Here is an 18,947-nt window from a genome sequence, read left to right as displayed (position 1 = left end):
CCCCCGATAATTTCACTTTACTTATATGGTAATTTGTCCAAGCCTTTTCTTTGATTATACATACCATATTTGGAAAATAAAATAAGTTTGTCCACCATGAATGAAAGGAGAAGTTTTATTTGCGTACAGCAATCCATCTAAATTTAAGGGTTGACCCGACCCAATATATTTCACAGATTCGTGAGGTTCCAAGGTACGACTATATTCACTTGGTACGGCAACCAAAATACATGGTCGACCTCTCACTCCTTAACGAAAAGGTCTATTATCTCAATGGGATCTTTTCAGCAAAGGAATTTGTCAAAAAGCATAATCCCTCCCTATTACATGCTCACCATGGTCAATTAGGCATCCTCCTACTTCCTTTTAAAAAGGCTGTAAATCTACCATTAGTAACTAGTATTCGAGGCAGGGATGCCACCCTTGCCAATCAGCCGGTGGGTTATGTGGAAAACATGAAATTGTTATTTGAACGAGGTGACCGCTTTTTTCCCGTTTGTCAATATTTAGCAGATAAAATCATGGCGTGGGGCTGCCCTGCGGAAAAAATCAGAGTGCTTTATGGCGGTGTGGATCTTAGCCAATTTAAATACCGCTCACCGCAAACAAAAGGGACAACCCAAAACATTTTATCGATTGGAAGATTAGTAGAGAAAAAAGGTCACCATGTCTTAATGAAGGCTTTTTCTAAGATTAGAGATAAATTTCCAAATGCTACATTAACCATCATCGGTAGAGGTGAACTAGAAGAGGAACTAAAGAATTTGGCCAGTAAGCTGAAATTAGGAGATTCCTTTAGACTATTGAATCATCTCCCTAAAGACAAAGTCAGAGAGCACCTGGTGAATTCAGATTTGTTTTGTGCAGCCAGCTTAGAAGCAGCGAATGGTGATGTAGAGGGCATTCCGAATACGTTGAAAGAAGCAATGGCGACCGGTGTTCCGGTCATTTCAACCACGCATGCAGGCATCCCGGAGCTAGTCACCCACAAGAAAGAAGGGTATCTGGCAAAGGAGAATAACATTGACGAATTGGCAGCAGCTCTAGAGTTTATGTTAACGAACAGAAGATTGTGGCAAAGATATTCACTAGCAGCCCGGAGTAAAATTGAACAAGCCTTTGATCTTAAAAAACAGCTCTTGCAGCAAGCCAACTATTATGATGAACTTCTAGGGGGATCGCGATGAAGGAATTTACATCCATTAAAGTGACCAAAGGGGTAAAAACCTTGGAGATAGATAACCCAACAAACTATCCGCTGATTGGAATAGGCTCTCAAGGTGCTGTATTTAAACTATCAGAGGATAAATGTGTAAAAATATACGTTGACCTGCTGCAAGCAAAAATGGAAGCTGAAGCCCTCCATGCAGGGGAGCATTTATCCTTTTTCCCTAAAGTATATAAAACAGGGTCAAACTATATTGTTATGGAATACTTTAACGCGCCAACGTTAAGAGAGTATCTTAGAAATTGCACGTATATTCCTAAATCGATTGCCAAGAAATTGCTTGCCATTTTAAAAGAAATGAAAGAGGCACATTTCACGATGGTGGATGCCCCGCTTCGTCATATTTTTGTTTTGGAAAATGAAGAGCTTAAAGTAATTGACCACGTAAATGCCTTCAAACGAATCCATCCAGTCCCGCTAAAATTATTGAGGGATTTGAACATTATTCTCTTAAAGGAATCCTTTTTAGAACAAGTACAAGAGCTTGAACCGAAGACATTTGCTGAATGGGAGACGTGTTTTCACGACAACAGCCTTGATTATAAAGATATTCCCGTGACTTCTGGAGGATCAGGAGAAGGGGTAAAGGTTGAGAGTGCCGTCACACAACCACTTATTGGAAAAGGCCATCAGGGTGCAGTTTATCGGCTTTCGGAAGACAAATGTGTAAAAATATATGGCAAACCAGAGAATGCCAAGCAGGAACAAGAGGTGCTATTATCTACTCAAGACTTGTCCTTTATTCCAAAAGTCCATGAAACAGGCACCAATTATATCGTAATGGAATACCTGCAGGGACCTGACTTAAATACTTTTCTAAAAAAACAAGCCGCACTATCCGAAGAGATCACAAGACAATTGCTGGATATTTTAACAACGATGAAACAATCAGGTTTTAAGCAAATAGATACCCCCCTAAGGCATATTATTGTTACTAATACTGGTTTTAAAATGGTTGATCACGTGTATTCCTTCTCCCGTGAACAAGATAGACCGCTTGAGCTATTTCAAAACCTGCATGAGAGGAACTTTTTAGACTCCTTTCTTGAACAAGTAAAGATCCTTGACCCTGACACTTATGCTGAATGGACAAAAACACCGATCCCACTCACGCATCCAGAAATGGAAGGGAATGCGGGCATCAGTAAAGACAAGGAACAAGGCAAGAAAAAGCCAGCCCATCGAAAAAAAGAACACCATCGGAGATCTGGACACCATCACAAAAAAGAACACGGTCGAAAAAAATGACCATATTAGTGACAGGCGCAGCGGGGTTTATTGGGTTCCATCTAGTAAAAAGACTATTAGCTGATGGGTATCATGTGATTGGTATTGATAATCTAAATGACTATTATGATGTCACCTTAAAAAAAGACCGGCTAAAAATGGTAGAAAACCATGCCCAGTTTGAATTTTACCAAATGGATGTGGCTGATCGGGGTAAAATCAATCAGCTTTTTACCGATAAAGCCATAACCACTGTTATTCACTTGGCTGCACAAGCGGGGGTACGCTACAGTTTAACCGCCCCACATTCCTATGTTCATTCCAACCTTGTCGGGTTTATGGAGATTTTAGAGGCCTGCAGGCATCATAAGGTAACACACTTGATTTATGCCTCATCAAGTTCTGTCTATGGAGCCAATACAACTAGTCCATTTTCCACCAAAGATGGGGTCGACCACCCCCTAAGCCTATACGCTGCCACAAAAAAGGCAAATGAATTGATGGCACATACGTACAGTCATTTGTATCAGATTCCAACGACAGGACTTCGTTTCTTTACGGTATATGGACCATGGGGGCGACCTGACATGGCTTATTACTCTTTCACTAGAGATATAGTCGAAGGCAATACCATTAAAGTATTCAATAATGGGGATATGAGCAGGGACTTTACCTATATTGATGATATTGTGGAGGGAATTATCCGCTTACTTGACCAACCGCCAACAGGCAACCAAAGCTGGGACAGGCAAAATCCTGACCCAGGCTCAAGCTTTGCACCCTATAAAATATATAATATCGGCAATCATCAACCCGTAAAGTTAATGGATTTTATCCGTATATTAGAACGGTTAATTGGCAAAAAGGCAAAAATGAAATTCGCACCAATGCAGCCGGGAGATGTGAAAGAAACCTATGCAGACATTACAGACTTACAAAACGATACCGGATACTCCCCAGCAACAAACATAGAAATAGGCTTAACACATTTTGTGGATTGGTATAAAAGGTATCATTAAGGTAAATCGTGGGGACGTTTCTCTTGCTTCATTGAAATAGCAGACAGCAAGAGCCCCCCTTTTTGCTTCTAAATGATTACACATCTTTACTTATTTTTACATATAGTACCTTAATGAAAATGCCTATGGAGGAGTGTGTATGATTATACATGTTGTTAGAAGCGGCGAGACGCTCTGGCAAATTGCAAATCAAAATGCAGTTACTGTGAATTCAATTGTAAAAATCAATGAGTTGCAGAACCCAAATCAGTTAGTGATTGGCCAATCTCTTGTTATTCCTAAGGCTGGTACTACTCACACAGTTAAATACGGGGAAACATTATGGCAGGTCGCGCAAAAGTACGGGGTTACGATTCAATCGATTGTCCAAGCAACCAATTTAACAAACCCGAATCTTTTATATCCGGGAAGTACACTTTTCATTCCACCGATTACCCATACTGTCCAATCCGGGGAAGCGTTATGGCAAATCGCCAGCCGCTACGGTACCACGGTGCAAGCAATCATAGATGAAAATCAAATTGAAAACCCAAATGTCATTTATCCTGGCTTACATTTAGCTATCCCAAGGGCAAAGCCAACTATTGAAGTGAATGCCTATACGTATCAACCGAGTGATGCAGCCGTCCAAACCCTTAATGAAATTGGAAACATGCTTACTTATTTTAGCCCATTTGCCTACCTTATCGCCGAAGATGGAACATTAAATCCGGTGAAGGATGAAGCAATGATTAAGGCCTCATTATCGAAAAATGTTGTACCCATGATGTCTGTCACCAACTTCACATCCTCCCACGCTGGGTCAAATGTGGCTCATACTATTTTGGCAAGTCCGGAGATAAGAGAAAAAATCCTCACCAGCATTCTTCAAGTAATGGATAGTAAAGGGTATAAGGGATTAAACATTGATTTTGAGAATGTTTTACCCGCCGACCGTGAGCTATATAATCAGTTTGTCCAGCTGGCAGTTAACCGCCTCCATCCAAAAGGATATTTTGTCTCAACCGCGCTCGCACCAAAGGTTGGCGGTTCTCAAGCAGGTCTTTTATATGAAGCACACGACTATGAGGCACATGGGAGAATTGCTGACTTTGTCGTGCTGATGACCTATGAATGGGGGTACCGGCTCGGCCCGCCACAAGCTATTTCCCCCATTAACCAAATGAGAAGAGTGGTGGAATATGCCCTAACGGTTATGCCAGCGGAAAAAATCTTTTTAGGCTTTCAAATTTATGCACGTGATTGGCGCATCCCCCATGTGAAAGGCCAAGAAGCCGAGACCTTCAGTCCACAAGAAGCCATCCGTCGCGCCGTAAAGTATGGTGCCACCATCCAATATGACACAACCGCACAGTCTCCATTCTTCCGCTACGTAGATGAAAAAGGTCAAGGTCATGAGGTTTGGTTTGAAGATGCAAGAAGCGCACAAGCCAAGTTCGATATGGTCAAAGATTATAATCTGCGCGGTGTAAGTTACTGGGCATTGGGTTATCCATATCCACAGAACTGGGCATTATTGAAGGACAATTTTACTCTTATAAAGCTGATGTAACACAACGCTTTTATCCGAAATAAACCTCCTTCTCTTCTTTTTCGTAAAAACCCATTCATTATTTTATCCCTTTACGGGTAAATTACAGAAAAAGAATTGAAAGGAGTGGAAATAGTTGAAAAGGTCTGGTTGGATTTTTATTGTATTATTACTTCTGATTGTTGCCGGGTGTACGACTACACATAAGGCAGAGAAAAATAAGAAGAATGAGCCCAAGTCGGCACAACAAGAAAACAAGGGCGAGGACAGTACACCGAATGCTGATGATCATGGGTCGAAGGAACAGTTGGCTGGCACTGACTATCGTGCGTATCAGCATATGGAGTACAAAGGGAAGATTGCCCCAAAGTTTGCAGCTAATGAACTGACCGCACCATCAGCCGGAAATTGGCCAACGCATGGCGGAGATATTCGTAATAGTAGATATTCTTCGCTTGAGCAAATCACAGCCTCAAATGTAAAGAATTTGAAGGTAGAATGGGTCACAAGCTTAGGTTCAGGTGTAGAATTTAAATATTCAGGCGAAGCAACCCCGCTTGTCTATGATGGGGTGATGTTCACGATTACCGGGGCCAACCAAGTTCAAGCCCTCGATGTGAAGACAGGAAAAATGATTTGGGAATATCGACCTGTAATTGCAAATGGTCTAAACACTGTCTGCTGTGGGTGGACAACCCGCGGTGTAGCAATAGGAGACGGCAAAGTATATGTGGGATTACTGGATGCACGACTGGTTGCGTTAGATCAAAAGACCGGAAAGGTAGTATGGGAAACAAGGGTTGATGATTGGGAAAAGGGATATACGATTACAAGCGCTCCCCTCTATTATGATGGAAAGGTCTATACGGGTGTTGCCGGTGGCGAGTATGGAATTAGGGGCTATGTAGCCGCATATGATTCAGAGCTTGGCAGACAAATTTGGAGATCCTATACGCTTCCGGCTCCAGGTGCAAAGGGAAGTGAAACCTGGCCGAAGGATAGCAAAAACTGGCTGACTGGCGGTGCGCCCGTTTGGCAGACTCCAGCAATTGACCCGGATTTAGGACTGATTTATTTTTCAACTGGGAATACCTCCCCCGACTTAGATGGCAGCAATAGAGAAGGGGATAATCTATTTGCAAACTCGATTCTTGCACTTGATGCCAACACAGGAGAATATAAATGGCACTTCCAAGAGGTGCACCATGATATCTGGGATATGGACCCATCCAACCCTGTCGTTCTATTTGATGTAAAAATGAAAGGCCAAATGAGAAAAGGAATGGCCCAGGCTGGGAAAACAGGATGGCTTTACATTTTGGATCGGGCAAACGGGGAGCCGCTTATTGGTATTGAGGAAAAACCTGTACCACAAAATGCCAACCAAAAAACCTCCCCTACACAGCCATTTCCAATTGGAGATGCCTTTGTACCGCAGGTGGTTACGGAAGAAGATGTTAAACGCGATCTGCCAAAGGACTTTAAGGGTGATTTCGGCAGTATCTTTACTCCGTTTTGGGATAAACCGATGACTCTTAAACCGTCGCCACAAGGGGGAGCAAACTGGCCACCATCTGCCTATAACCCGAACACAGAGTACTTTTACGTATTAGGCAACGATAACTATTTTGCCTATGCTCATTATGGTGAAGACGAAGATGAGCGATTTAAGGAAGGGAAAGAGTATATTGGAAGTGTCTGGCAGCCGGTCAAGAAATCCCCAAGCCGTGGCACCGTGACTGCGCTCGATATTAAAACGAATAAGATCGTTTGGCAAAAGAAGTGGGATGCGATTGCCTATAGCGGCCTTTTAACAACCAAAGGGAATCTGGTATTTACTGGTCATAATGACGGGCGGATTATTGCTTACGATGCAACAAATGGGGATCAATTATGGGAGTTTAAAATGGATGCTGGCGCAAATGCTCCGCCAATCACATATGAAGTCAATGGAAAGCAATACATTTCCATCTTTGCTGCAGGAAATACGCTTGCAGGTTCAAAACATGGTGATAAAATTTATACCTTCTCATTAGAGGGGAAATATGGGTCTGTAAAGGATATTCCTAAGAATAAAATTAATACATCACCAGTCAAGAATACGGCTGCCAAGACAGAAAAGCAGAAAGCCTCAAATAATGACAAAACTAAAACGAACGTGTCAGCTGGAGAAAGTATCTATAAAAATAATTGCTTGGCCTGCCATGGAGCCGAAGGAGCAGGCGGACATAATGGCCCAAATTTACAGAAAACAAAAATGGACCTAGACGCCATCATCAAACAGGTAACAAATGGAAAGGGCCAGATGCCGCCATTTAAGGATACGTTGTCAGCTGATGAAATCAAATCAGTGGCTGAATATGTAAAGAGCCTAGGCAGTAAATAAAAGAAAAGGTAATCAGACCGTTAAACGGGATGATTACCTTCTCTTAATTTTAATTTGTGGATGCCTTTTCTGATAGGGATAGATGAATTAAGCGATCATCTTTATCAGTGGGATTCCCGCGTTTGTCACGGTTGCTGGTAATCGTAAATAATTCATCTTTATCAACCAGCACATCCCGTAATCTGCCTGCATCTGCGAAAAACTCTTGGAATTGTTTACTTGCAACGTCATACGTAAAAATCTTCTTGCCTGCTAACGAAGCAACATACAGTTTCCCATCATTGAAGGCCATTCCGGATGGCGCCCACGTGTTATCACCGGATTGAAGAATCGGCTTCATCATGCCTTCTGCTTCTTCATCCCCCTGAACAACGGGCCAGCCATAGTTTTTTCCTGCTTGAATTAGGTTAATTTCATCATGCCCCGATTCTCCGTGCTCGGAACTATAGAGTTTTCCATTATCATCCCATGCTAATCCCTGAGGGTTCCTGTGGCCATAGGAGTAAATATACGAATTTTTAAATGGATTATCGGCAGGAACATCGCCATTTACAGTCATTCGTAAAATTTTTCCAGCCAGGTTATCAACATTTTGCGCATTTTCTGATTTTCCAACATCACCAGTGGTGGCATATAACATCCCATCCGGCCCGATTTTAATCCTTCCACCGCTATTTTTCTCACCACCGGGAATCCCTTCCAAAAGGATTTTGTCTTCTTTCCACGTATCGTTTTCGAGTTTCAATGAAACAATTCTGTTCAAGGATTTACCATCCTTTTGATACGTATGAAAAGCAAAGCCTTTCTTCGATGTTGCAAAATCAGGTGCTAATGTAAAGCCGAGGAAACCACCTTCCCCTTCATGAAAAATATCCTTTGAAACCTTTACATCCTGCACTTTTACTAAGCCAAGGTCTCCGTCAATTTGAATGACCGAGCCTTCCCGCTGACTTAAGAAAAACAAACTTCCATTCTTGTTAACGGTCCAGGGGATATTCAAATGATTTGCATTGATACTTCCATCATCTGAAACCGCTACCTCTACTGCCTTTTTCATAACCTCATTCGCATCCTGATGAAAGGAGTCCTTCTTTTTACCGGCTTCGTTTGCCTCATCTTTATCAAGACCAAAAAATGTAAACCCTAATCCCGCCGCTAGAACAATTCCCAGGGCACTATAAATTACTGACCTTTTCAAAATACCACCTCAAATAAAAATAATATTCACTAATAGTGTAGTCATATTTCAGATTATTCAAACTCCTATCAAGTCCCATATTCAGTATTTTTCATACAAAAAAAGGAACTAACTTTTTTTTTCGAGTTAATCCCTTTAGAAAGTATTCCAAAATTACATTTTTAATGATGGCCATTATGTTGATATTCAGTATCGGTTTTAGGCAGTTTCGTTGATATTTGTGATTCTGTACCTGGCTCTACTAGTAAGAATTGGCCCATCATGCCGTCATCTTCATGCCGTAATAGATGGCAGTGATACATGAGCGGATGATTTTGGTCGGGATAGTTCCCAAATTCCACGGCAAGTCTAACTGTTGCCCCATTAGGAATAAACACGGTATCCTTTCTTCCTCGTTCATACTCCGGTGGCTTCTTGCCGTTTACGTCCAGTACGCGGAATGCCGCATCATGAATATGAAAGTTATGGGACGAGCCAAAGTTGTTAATTTCCCATATTTCTTTGGTTCCAGCTGGGACAACCTCATCAATTCGATTCATATCCATTTTTTTATCATTGATCTCGGATTTCATCGTCAGTTTAAATTGACGTACCTTCGCATCCTTTGGAGCCTTTATTGGCGGAATGCTGGAAAGCTGCTTAGCAATTGGAGCTGACTCTGTTAATTTTGAAGCAGCAACCACCTTTAACAAATCAAATTCACCATTTTCAATCCCGCTGCCGCTGCTGTAACTATGGAGAATGGTTTCCTCTCCTGGCTTAAATGTGACAACGATCTCCGCACGTTCTCCTGGACTTAACATGACACGATCCAATGTAACCGGCTTTTCCAGCAGGCCTGCATCATTTGCAACAACCTTAAAGGATCGATCATCTGTAAAACCAAAATCATAGGCTCTTGCATTCGAAGCATTTAGCAACCGAAAACGAACCTGACTAGCTGTGACTTTAACATATGGGTCATATGTTCCATTTACAAGTATTTCATTGCCAAGTGTGCCAAAGGTAGTATCATCTTTCTCCGATAACTGACCATCACTAGTAAACAATTTATCCTGTACAATGAGTGGAATATCATTGACACCATAATCAGAAGGTAATTTCTTGGAATCCTCGTCATCTATCAGAAACATGCCGGCAAGACCCCGATATATATGTTGTGCAGTTTTTCCATGTATGTGAGGATGGTACCAGGTCGTTGCTGCCGGCTGATCAATTGTCCAATTGGGAGACCATGTTCCTCCCGCTTCAATCATTTGATGCGGGCCTCCGTCCATGGCCGCCGGTAATTTCATTCCATGCCAGTGCAATGTTGATGGCTCGTCCAACTTATTTACAACATCCATCGTTACGTGATCACCGCGAGAAACCTTAACAGTTGGACCAAGGTACGAACCATTGATTCCCCATGTATCTGTCATTTTACCCGGTAAAAATTCCGTTGTTCCTGTTTGAATCGTTAAAGTAAAATGTTTTGTCCCATCAGATGCAATTGTAGGCTCAACAAGTTGCGGGAGTTTCAATGGATTCTCAAAGTGTAACTTCCCTACATTTGTTACTGGCTTTTCATCCTTGCAGCCGCTAAGTCCGAAAACAACTACTAGTAACAGTAAGCCAAAAATATATTTGTAAGTCTTCAATTTATCTCATTCTTCCTTTCTAGTTCAGCAAAAGTTCGTGTTATATCATAGAATTAACGATGCACTACATCCCCTTCATGATCTTTGTTATCCTTTATTTCCATTCTTAATGGTATCACAATACGTAAAGCATTGATTAACATAAATATTTCTAAAAAATTGATATAAATCAAGGAAAGGGAATGAGGGGCACCTTAAAATGAAAGTGGCAAACAGGGAGGAATATGAGACACTAAAGCTCATCATCTGTTTAGTCAGTTTCAGAAAAAAGGAGACTACATACCATGAAGAAGATTCTTAGTTTACTAGTAGTATCAGCTGCCTTAACATTAGGCTTAGCTGCATGCGGTGGGGCAGATGAAGAAACAACGGCCAAGCAAGATCAAACCGCAGAAACATCCACAGCTGCAACTGGAGGAGAATTCACTATCACTGCGAAGAACTGGAAGTTCACTTCAGATAAAGAGTTGGTTATCAAAAAGGGAGATAAGGTTAAAATTAATTTAGTTAACAAAGAAGGCGTTCATACCATAAAAAATGATGAATTAGGAATTAACCTTACTGCAGACAAACCTGCTGAGTTTACTGCAGACAAAACAGGGGAGTACGAATTAAAATGTTCTACTGTATGTGGTGCTGCCGAAGACCATGACGCAATGAAAATTCCACTAAAAGTCATAGACTAAGTTCTAAATCAGCAGGACAAGGGGATCTCCCTTTGTCCTTTTTCCACCAAAAGATTGTTCAACTCCAAGGCGCTTCCGCTTTCCTTATACAACCAACCTGATTAATTCATCTTTTGCTTGGACTTTCCCATCTATGGCTGGGACAACGTCTATGTATTGATTAGTATTCGTGATGACTACAGGAGTTTTTACATCAAATCCTGCAGCTTTAATTTTTTCAATGTCAAATTGAATGAGCAAGTCACCCTTCTTCACTGTATCCCATTGTTTTACTTGAGAAGTGAAATATTGACCTTTTAAATTAATGGTATCAACCCCAATACAAATTAAGATTTCAGCCCCATCTTCTGATGTAATACCAATGGCATGCTCGGTTGGAAATAGAGTCGTAACTGTTCCATCAACGGGTGAGATTACTTCGCCGTTTGTGGGTTCAATCGCAATTCCTTTACCCACCATCTCAGTTGAAAAAAGCGGATCGCTAATTTCGCTTAGTGGAACAATTTCCCCGCTTAATGGGCTTAAAATGGTTTCTCTCTTTACATTCGCTAGGCCAAATTCCTTCACCGTTTTGGCGGGCACTGCATTGTTTTTCCCTTCATATCCAAATACAAGCGTCAGAACCATAGCTGATACCAAAGCGGTTAACACACCGATGATAAAAAATCCTATCGGTGAAAAAACAGGAATAGATAAGAAACTTGGAAGAGCAAATGCCGTTGCCCTTATACCAAGTGCCCCATTGATCGCCCCACCAAGTGCTCCTGCTATTGCAACAATGATCATCGTTTGTTTATAACGGACAAGGACACCATAAGTGATCAGTTCTGTCGTGCCTGCTAATGCACCAGGAACAATTCCTGATCCAGTGACCGTCTTTAAGTCCTTATCCTTCGTTTTTAAAAAGACCCCCATCGCCATCCCTATTTGAGCAAAAGGTGCAGCAGCTGCCATCGCAATAATCGGGTCGCCGCCTTTGGCAAGATTGGCAATCGCTAATGGAATTACTGCCCAGTGAAGGCCTAATATCGTTAGGAAAGTCCATCCCGCCCCCAGTACAGCCCCAGTTAAAAGGCCGCTTTTTGAACTTAAAAAGTCGATAACCATTCCGATTGCCTCACCGACATATGTACCAAAAGGACCAAAAATAAGGATGGTTAAAGGAACAATAACAACTAATGAAATAAGTGGATTAATAAACATTTGCAAGTCTTTGTAAATGACTTTATTCAAAAATTTATTTAAAATGGCATAAATTGAAACAGCAATTAAGATGGGAAAAACAGTGGAGGAATAGCTAGCGAGTATAACCGGAATCCCTAAGAAATCTGCATTTTTAGCACCAGAATGAACTAAATCCATATAATGCGGGTCCAAAAGTGCCGCACCGATCGCACCACCAACATAGCCGTTAGCTCCGAGTTTTATGGCTGATGTAATCCCGAGAAAAACGGGGAAGAAATAAAAAACAGCATGTCCGGCTGCTGAAAGAATAGCATAGGTTCCGCCTTTAGCAGATAACCATCCTACCGTCGTTAAAATGGATAATAAGGCTGAAATTAATCCAGATCCAGCAAGTACCCCTAAAATAGGCGCGAAACTTCCACTGATTACTCCTAAAACTTTATTCATGACCGTTTCTTTTTTTTCGGCAGAAGCATCGCTCGTTTTAATCGCATTCATGTATGGTTCTCCTTTTTTGAAATAGTGCGTTAGATAAACGACTTCTTGAGCAGGGACTTTATCTTATGATTTCCATTTTTCCAATTTAATTGCGATTTTTTTTAATATAGAATTAATATGGGTCGCTCCCATGAATATTTTTTAAAAAATTTATTAAGTATCTGATTAGTAGTATGATAATATTAAAAAAAGAAAGAGGTTGCCACATGAATTCATACCCATTATCAACAGAAACAACTAAAACAAAAGCTTTAATTACTGGACGGATATGAACCTGAAATAATTTAAATTTTCGTGGGTGAGAATGTGAAAATTTCAATAGAAGAAATAAGTAAAGAACGTGGAGAAGAAATCCTCATTAGATGTCATGAGATAGATGACGAAATATACGAAATCGTAAACAAGCTGAAAACCGAAGACCTCCTTTTACTCGGAAATCAAAATGATAGAGTTCACCGTATTAAGCTTAGTGATATCTATTATTTTGAGGCAGTTGACGGAAAGGTTTTTGGTTACTGCAAGGACAACGTTTTTGAGGTAAAACAAAAGCTTTATGAATTAGAGGAATTATGCAAAGAAAAGAACTGTTTTCGGGCATCGAAATCAACTATTTTGAACATGGCTAAAATTTCATCCATTTTTCCGTCCATAAGCGGCCGCTTTGAAGCGGTGCTTGATAACGGGGAACGTGCTGTTGTATCAAGGCAGTATGTGCCTGTCCTTAAAAAGATGCTTGGCTTGTAAAAGGTGGGATACATATGAAGATGTCTAAATTTGTACAAAAGATTATAAAGGATTTCTTGATGATCTTCGCATCCATCATCATTATGATTACTATTTTGCGACAAATATATTATCCCGATATGACCTTTGATTTGAAGTCAATTTATATCATGATGACATTTTCATTTTTAAGTGCTTTATTGGGATTTATTTTGTATTCTCCTCATGATCTAAGTGAGAAGAAAATACGGTTGCGAATTGCCATTCATTTTATCACTTTGGAGATTTTATTGATTGCGATTGGTACCATTTTCGATCTGGTGAATAATGCATTGGATGGAGTCATTCTTGCACTGCAAATTGCTGTAATCTATTGTCTTGTTCGTCTGCTGTCATGGAAAAAGGATAAAAAAGAAGCCCAAAAAATCAACGAAAAACTAATGGCATTGAAGAAAGACACTTAGGAATAGTCAATAAAAACCTAACACAACAGTTGTCTGCAACAGATTATAAAGTGGTAAGCCATGAAGCTTACCGCTTTTTTTTGCATCTTATTTGCCTGTGGATACAACTTACATTTTTTCTATATACATCCTTTCAGCAATTTAATATGATGATTTCATAATAAACTACTCGAAAGAGGTGGAGTAATTACTATGGGAACTTTACTATTATTGCTCGCTTTGATTTTTGAGATTGCTTTTGCAATCTACTGTATGGTAACGAAGCAAAACCATAAAAAAATAAAGAATTGGATTAGGATTGCTATATTTATTGCATTTGTCATTCTTACACTTTCATCGGTGATTGTATGGAGTTTGCGCTGGGTACTGTTTGCCCTACTGCTTTTCATTTTAGCGGTAAAAGCGGCCATTTCCCTGATCCGTAACAAAACAAATACCCAAAAATATAAAACTTCCAAAATTGTGTGGAAATCCATTATTATGTTATTGGCTTTGGTATTTGCACTTGCACCCGCAGTTGTTTTCCCTCAGCATAAATCACCAAAAGTGACAGGTACCTATGAAGTAGCAACCGCTACTTACACATACGTTGACAAAAACCGTATAGAGGAATTTACCGACAAAGGGGATAACAGATTCGTGAATGTGGAATTTTGGTATCCCAAAAAGGCAGATGGAAAATACCCTCTACTGGTGTTCTCACATGGAGCATACGGAATTAAATCAAGTAATACCTCTACCTATACAGAGCTTGCAAGCCATGGTTATGTAGTTGTTTCCATTGATCATCCCTATCACTCCTTCTATACCCGTTCAGAGGATGGAACAGTGGCTATGATCAATACAGAGTATAACCGTGAAGTCAACGATATGAATAAAGATGGCATTTACACGAAGGAAGAACTTTATGGGGCCATTCAAAAATGGATGAAGCTGAGAACAGACGATATGAATTTTGTCATTGATACAATCCTTGAAAAAGCCAAAAGTGACAATAATCCTATTTATCAACAGATCAATACAGAGAAAATTGGTGTGTTCGGGCACTCCATGGGCGGCGCAGCAAGTGTCTGGCTAGGGAGAGAGCGTAAGGATATAGCTGCAGTCGTAAATATAGACGCCCCGTTCTTTAGTGACCTTGTGTATAAGAAAGAAATCGATGATTTTGTGGCACGCGACGAAGACTTTAAGACCCCGCTGCTTAACATTTATTCTGACGATGTTTGGGAACAGCTCGACAGCAACTCCACTTATGCAGCGAACAAACTCAATAATGAACACTTCAAAGATGCAAATACTGTTCATTTTAAAGGGGCAAAACATTTAAGCTTGACCGATTTTCCGCTTTTCTCTCCTATCCTTGCCAATTATATTCAAGGGGGAAAAGCCGACATTGATCAAAATTACTGTATTGAAACTGAAAATAAACTAATTCTTAACTTTTTTGACGATAAATTAAAGGGCATTGGCCATTTTACCTCCAAAGAGACATATTGATTTTTATAGGCAGAACTATATATAGTTCTGCTTTTTCTATTTTACCAAGAATAAAACCATATAAAAATTAATATCTAATTAGAATAATTATTGTATTTCTATTGACAATAATAATTAACCCTATATAATAATAATTATAAATTAAAGATAATTATGGATACGTTAATTGAAGGCAAGTTCTCAACTAGCTATCTTTAATTCTCAATAAATACATTTAGGAGGAATTATTATTATGTCACTAATTGGAAAAGAAGTACAACCCTTCAAAGCACAAGCATACAGAAATGGAGAATTTCTTGAGGTTTCAGACGCAGATTTCAGAGGACAATGGAGCGTCGTTTGCTTCTACCCAGCTGACTTTACATTTGTTTGCCCAACTGAATTAGAAGATCTTCAAGATCAATATCCAACCCTACAACAACTTGGAGTAGAAGTATTCTCTGTTTCTCGCGATTCTCATTTTACACATAAAGCATGGCACGATTCATCAGAAGCAATTGGTAAGATTACGTACACTATGATCGGTGATCCTGCACATGTCCTTTCTCGTAACTTTGACGTATTAGTGGAAGAACTAGGACAAGCTGACCGTGGTACATTCATCATCGACCCAGATGGTATCATCCAAGCCGTTGAAATTAATGCAGATGGTATTGGCCGTGATGCAAGTACACTTATTAATAAAATTAAAGCAGCACAATATGTTCGTAACAATCCAGGAGAAGTTTGCCCGGCAAAATGGAAAGAAGGTTCTGCAACACTTAAGCCAAGCCTTGATCTTGTAGGAAAAATTTAAGGAGCATAATCAAATGATACTAGATGCAGATATAAAAGCACAATTAGCCCAATATCTCCAATTGATGGAGGGCGATGTCCTGCTTAAAGTTAACGCAGGTTCTGACGACGTTTCTCGTGACATGGTGGCTCTAGTGGATGAAATAGCCACCATGTCATCTAACATTAAGGTTGAACATGCACAATTACAGAAGACACCGAGCTTTAGTGTAAATCGTATCGGTGAAGACACTGGGGTAACGTTTGCCGGTGTTCCGCTTGGTCACGAATTTACTTCGTTAGTATTGGCTCTTTTGCAGGTGAGTGGAAGAGCTCCAAAGGTTGAACAAAAGGTCATTGATCAAATCAAAGCTATTAAAGGTGAATATCACTTTGAATCCTATATTAGCCTGACCTGCCACAACTGTCCTGATGTTGTCCAAGCACTAAATTTGATGAGCCTTCTTAACCCTGGTATTTCACATACCATGATTGATGGGGCGGCATTTAAAGAAGAAGTGGAAAGCAAAGGCATCATGGCTGTACCGACAGTATTCCTAAATGGGGAATCATTTGGCAGCGGCCGGATGTCCCTTGAGGAAATTCTAGCAAAAGTCGGCAGCACTCCAGATGCATCAGAGTTTGCTGATAAAGATCCATTTGATGTCCTTGTGGTTGGGGGCGGCCCAGCAGGTGCAAGTGCAGCTATCTACGCAGCACGTAAAGGTATTCGTACGGGCATCGTCGCTGATCGCTTTGGTGGTCAGATTATGGATACTCTCGGTATTGAGAACTTTATTAGCGTAAAGCAGACAGAAGGTCCAAAACTTGCAGCAAGCCTTGAAGAACATGTAAAAGAATACGACGTTGATGTCATGAATTTACAGCGTGCCAAACGTTTAGAAAAGAAAGACTTCATCGAAATTGAACTAGAAAACGGGTCTGTTCTAAAAAGCAAAACCGTCATCCTTTCAACAGGTGCCCGCTGGCGCAATGTCGGTGTCCCAGGCGAAGCAGAGTTTAAGAACAAAGGTGTAGCATATTGCCCTCATTGTGACGGACCATTATTTGCAGGTAAACACGCTGCTGTTATTGGCGGCGGCAATTCCGGTATTGAGGCAGCGATTGATCTTGCAGGAATTGTGAAGCATGTAACGGTTATTGAATTTGCGCCAGAACTGAAAGCTGATTCTGTTCTGCAAGACCGCCTTTACAGTCTTCCAAATGTAACGGTTATTAAGAATGCTCAAACAAAGGAAATTACCGGGACTGACAAAGTAAACGGTATTACCTATATTGATCGTGCAACAGAAGCAGAGCACCATATTGAATTACAAGGTGTATTTGTTCAGATCGGTCTCGTACCAAATACCGATTGGTTAGACACAGCGATTGAACGTACGAGAATGGGTGAAATCATTGTCGATAAGCATGGAGCTACCACCATCCCTGGTGTGTTTGCTGCAGGTGACTGTACAGATAGCGCCTATAAACAAATCATCATTTCCATGGGTTCAGGTGCTACAGCAGCCTTAGGTGCATTTGATTATCTCATCCGAAATTAATGTATTAACATAGCAAAAATGGGACAAGGGGTCATACCCCTTGTCCCATTTTTCTTTATATAAGGTGACAGGCACTTATTCCATATTAATCTTGTGTAAATTTATTGATAGAACTTGAAATAAATAGCGTCAAATACTATACTTTCTAAGACAGAAATTCGTATTTTTGTAAAATCTTTAGAAAAAAGGTTGTATCTTCTTGATGTAAAATACGGAACAACAATTGAAGGGATTGGAAAAAACATGAGCGATCATATCATAGCATTTATATTAGGAATCGTAGAAGGTTTAACTGAATTTTTGCCGATATCATCTACTGGTCACATGATTTTAGTGGGTAACTTATTAGGGTTTGAGGGTGAAAAAGCCAGTACATTTGAAGTAATCATTCAACTTGGTTCCATGCTAGCTATTTTGGTACTATTTTGGAAAAGGTTCCTTTCCCTATTAAATTTCAGTTCCATTGGAAAACCGGAAAAGAGATTAGATGCTATTCACATCATATTAGGTGTCCTACCTGCTGCAGTCGTAGGACTAGTACTACACGACTTCATAAAATCACTTTTTTCACCTAATGTTGTGGTAATCAGCCTTATAGCAGGCGCAATTTTGATGATATTTGCTGAAAAGAAACATAGAGCCTTCACTTCTACCACAGTCGATGAATTAAGCTATAAGCAAGCTTTTACCATTGGACTATTTCAATGCTTAGCCGTAATCCCTGGTTTTTCTCGTGCTGGCTCTACCATATCCGGGGGTTTACTAGTTGGGGCAAATCATAAAACATCAGCTGAATTTTCCTTTTTGGTCGCCCTTCCTATTATGGTCGGTGCAACAGGCTTGGATCTTGTAAAAAGTTTACATTTTTTACATACAAGTGACATTCCTATGTTCGCCATTGGCTTTATCACTGCATTTGTTGTAGCAATGGTTGTAGCAGTATTGTTCCTTAAAATACTAGGCAAGATTGGTTTAACCGTATTTGCTTATTATCGAATTGTATTGGCTGCCCTATTCATTGTATTTGTCATTCTTTAATAATGGCGATTGGATATTTTAGTAACGGGTTTACTTGTGAGATGCAAAACGGTAAATCACATAAACTTCACAGTATATTTCACAGTCAAAAAGGCTTAGAGTTGCAAATATCTCTAAGTCTTTTTTAAATTCCCCTTTTTCACAAAATTGTCCATAAGTTGTACAAGTTCATTAGACGCTAAAGCGAGTTTGATAAATAAGCGGAGAAATTTCTCTTAATTAGGAAATAGAACTGAAAATAGCTTATATAGACGGAAAGATTCCGGCTATTTTAAAGTTAGTCTAAAA

At 40.2% G+C, this 18,947-nt stretch carries 15 protein-coding genes; 12 read left to right on the top strand and 3 right to left on the bottom strand.

From position 1 onward, the window contains the following. Positions 1–119: 119 nt before the first annotated feature. The 5 genes from BABA_RS25685 (at position 120) to BABA_RS25665 (ending at position 7,391) form a co-directional block, all read left to right on the top strand. Complete coding sequence (locus tag BABA_RS25685) at positions 120–1,187, top strand: glycosyltransferase (protein WP_007088205.1); 1,068 nt, start codon at positions 120–122, stop codon at positions 1,185–1,187. Then, positions 1,184–2,476, top strand: a complete 1,293-nt coding sequence (locus tag BABA_RS25680) for a hypothetical protein (protein WP_007088204.1) — start codon at positions 1,184–1,186, stop codon at positions 2,474–2,476. The genes BABA_RS25685 and BABA_RS25680 overlap by 4 nt, the downstream gene beginning before the upstream one ends. Beyond that, complete coding sequence (locus tag BABA_RS25675; protein WP_007088203.1) at positions 2,473–3,474, top strand: NAD-dependent epimerase; 1,002 nt, start codon at positions 2,473–2,475, stop codon at positions 3,472–3,474. The genes BABA_RS25680 and BABA_RS25675 overlap by 4 nt, the downstream gene beginning before the upstream one ends. A 139-nt stretch (positions 3,475–3,613) precedes the next feature. Continuing rightward, positions 3,614–5,026: a LysM peptidoglycan-binding domain-containing protein gene (locus tag BABA_RS25670; protein WP_007088202.1), complete on the top strand. Its 1,413-nt coding sequence runs from the start codon at positions 3,614–3,616 to the stop codon at positions 5,024–5,026. Positions 5,027–5,141: 115 nt separating this feature from the next. Next, entirely contained in the window at positions 5,142–7,391 is a 2,250-nt protein-coding gene (locus tag BABA_RS25665) for an outer membrane protein assembly factor BamB family protein (RefSeq protein WP_007088201.1), read from the top strand. A gap of 49 nt (positions 7,392–7,440) precedes the next feature. On the opposite strand, the gene BABA_RS25660 is transcribed toward BABA_RS25665, so the two are convergent. Both BABA_RS25660 and BABA_RS25655 read right to left on the bottom strand, forming a co-directional pair. After that, positions 7,441–8,589, bottom strand: coding sequence for a PQQ-dependent sugar dehydrogenase (locus tag BABA_RS25660; protein ID WP_007088200.1), 1,149 nt, complete (start codon positions 8,587–8,589; stop codon positions 7,441–7,443). 161 nt (positions 8,590–8,750) lie between these two features. Further along, the gene (locus BABA_RS25655; protein ID WP_007088199.1) at positions 8,751–10,229 is read right to left on the bottom strand and encodes a multicopper oxidase family protein; all 1,479 of its coding nucleotides are present in this window, start codon (positions 10,227–10,229) and stop codon (positions 8,751–8,753) included. A 284-nt stretch (positions 10,230–10,513) separates the two neighbouring features. On the opposite strand from BABA_RS25655, the gene BABA_RS25650 reads away from it, so the two are divergent. After that, the gene (locus tag BABA_RS25650) at positions 10,514–10,915 is read left to right on the top strand and encodes a cytochrome c oxidase subunit II (protein ID WP_007088198.1); all 402 of its coding nucleotides are present in this window, start codon (positions 10,514–10,516) and stop codon (positions 10,913–10,915) included. Between the two features lie 84 nt (positions 10,916–10,999). Here BABA_RS25650 and BABA_RS25645 read toward each other — a convergent pair whose 3' ends face one another. After that, positions 11,000–12,598 (bottom strand): glucose PTS transporter subunit IIA, encoded by a 1,599-nt coding sequence (locus BABA_RS25645; RefSeq protein WP_007088197.1) that lies wholly within the window; start codon positions 12,596–12,598, stop codon positions 11,000–11,002. Positions 12,599–12,904: 306 nt separating this feature from the next. On the opposite strand from BABA_RS25645, the gene BABA_RS25640 reads away from it, so the two are divergent. The 6 genes from BABA_RS25640 (at position 12,905) to bacA (ending at position 18,659) form a co-directional block, all read left to right on the top strand. Next, positions 12,905–13,342 (top strand): LytTR family DNA-binding domain-containing protein, encoded by a 438-nt coding sequence (locus BABA_RS25640; RefSeq protein ID WP_007088196.1) that lies wholly within the window; start codon positions 12,905–12,907, stop codon positions 13,340–13,342. A 14-nt stretch (positions 13,343–13,356) separates the two neighbouring features. Next, entirely contained in the window at positions 13,357–13,785 is a 429-nt protein-coding gene (locus tag BABA_RS25635; RefSeq protein ID WP_007088195.1) for a DUF3021 family protein, read from the top strand. Positions 13,786–13,977: 192 nt separating this feature from the next. Beyond that, the gene (locus BABA_RS25630) at positions 13,978–15,282 is read left to right on the top strand and encodes an alpha/beta hydrolase family protein (RefSeq protein WP_007088194.1); all 1,305 of its coding nucleotides are present in this window, start codon (positions 13,978–13,980) and stop codon (positions 15,280–15,282) included. A gap of 232 nt (positions 15,283–15,514) precedes the next feature. Beyond that, positions 15,515–16,078, top strand: coding sequence for an alkyl hydroperoxide reductase subunit C (ahpC, locus tag BABA_RS25625; RefSeq protein ID WP_007088193.1), 564 nt, complete (start codon positions 15,515–15,517; stop codon positions 16,076–16,078). A 13-nt stretch (positions 16,079–16,091) separates the two neighbouring features. Beyond that, entirely contained in the window at positions 16,092–17,621 is a 1,530-nt protein-coding gene (ahpF, locus tag BABA_RS25620) for an alkyl hydroperoxide reductase subunit F (protein WP_007088192.1), read from the top strand. A 243-nt stretch (positions 17,622–17,864) separates the two neighbouring features. Then, positions 17,865–18,659 (top strand): undecaprenyl-diphosphate phosphatase, encoded by a 795-nt coding sequence (gene bacA / locus BABA_RS25615; RefSeq protein WP_007088191.1) that lies wholly within the window; start codon positions 17,865–17,867, stop codon positions 18,657–18,659. The last annotated feature ends 288 nt before the right edge of the window (positions 18,660–18,947 follow it).

This window comes from Neobacillus bataviensis LMG 21833, assembly GCF_000307875.1.
In the GTDB taxonomy this organism is placed as follows: Bacteria; Bacillota; Bacilli; order Bacillales; family Cytobacillaceae; genus Neobacillus; species Neobacillus bataviensis.
The sequence above is the reverse complement of the archived record's forward strand: the minus strand, read 5'-3'. Positions and strand labels throughout refer to the sequence as shown.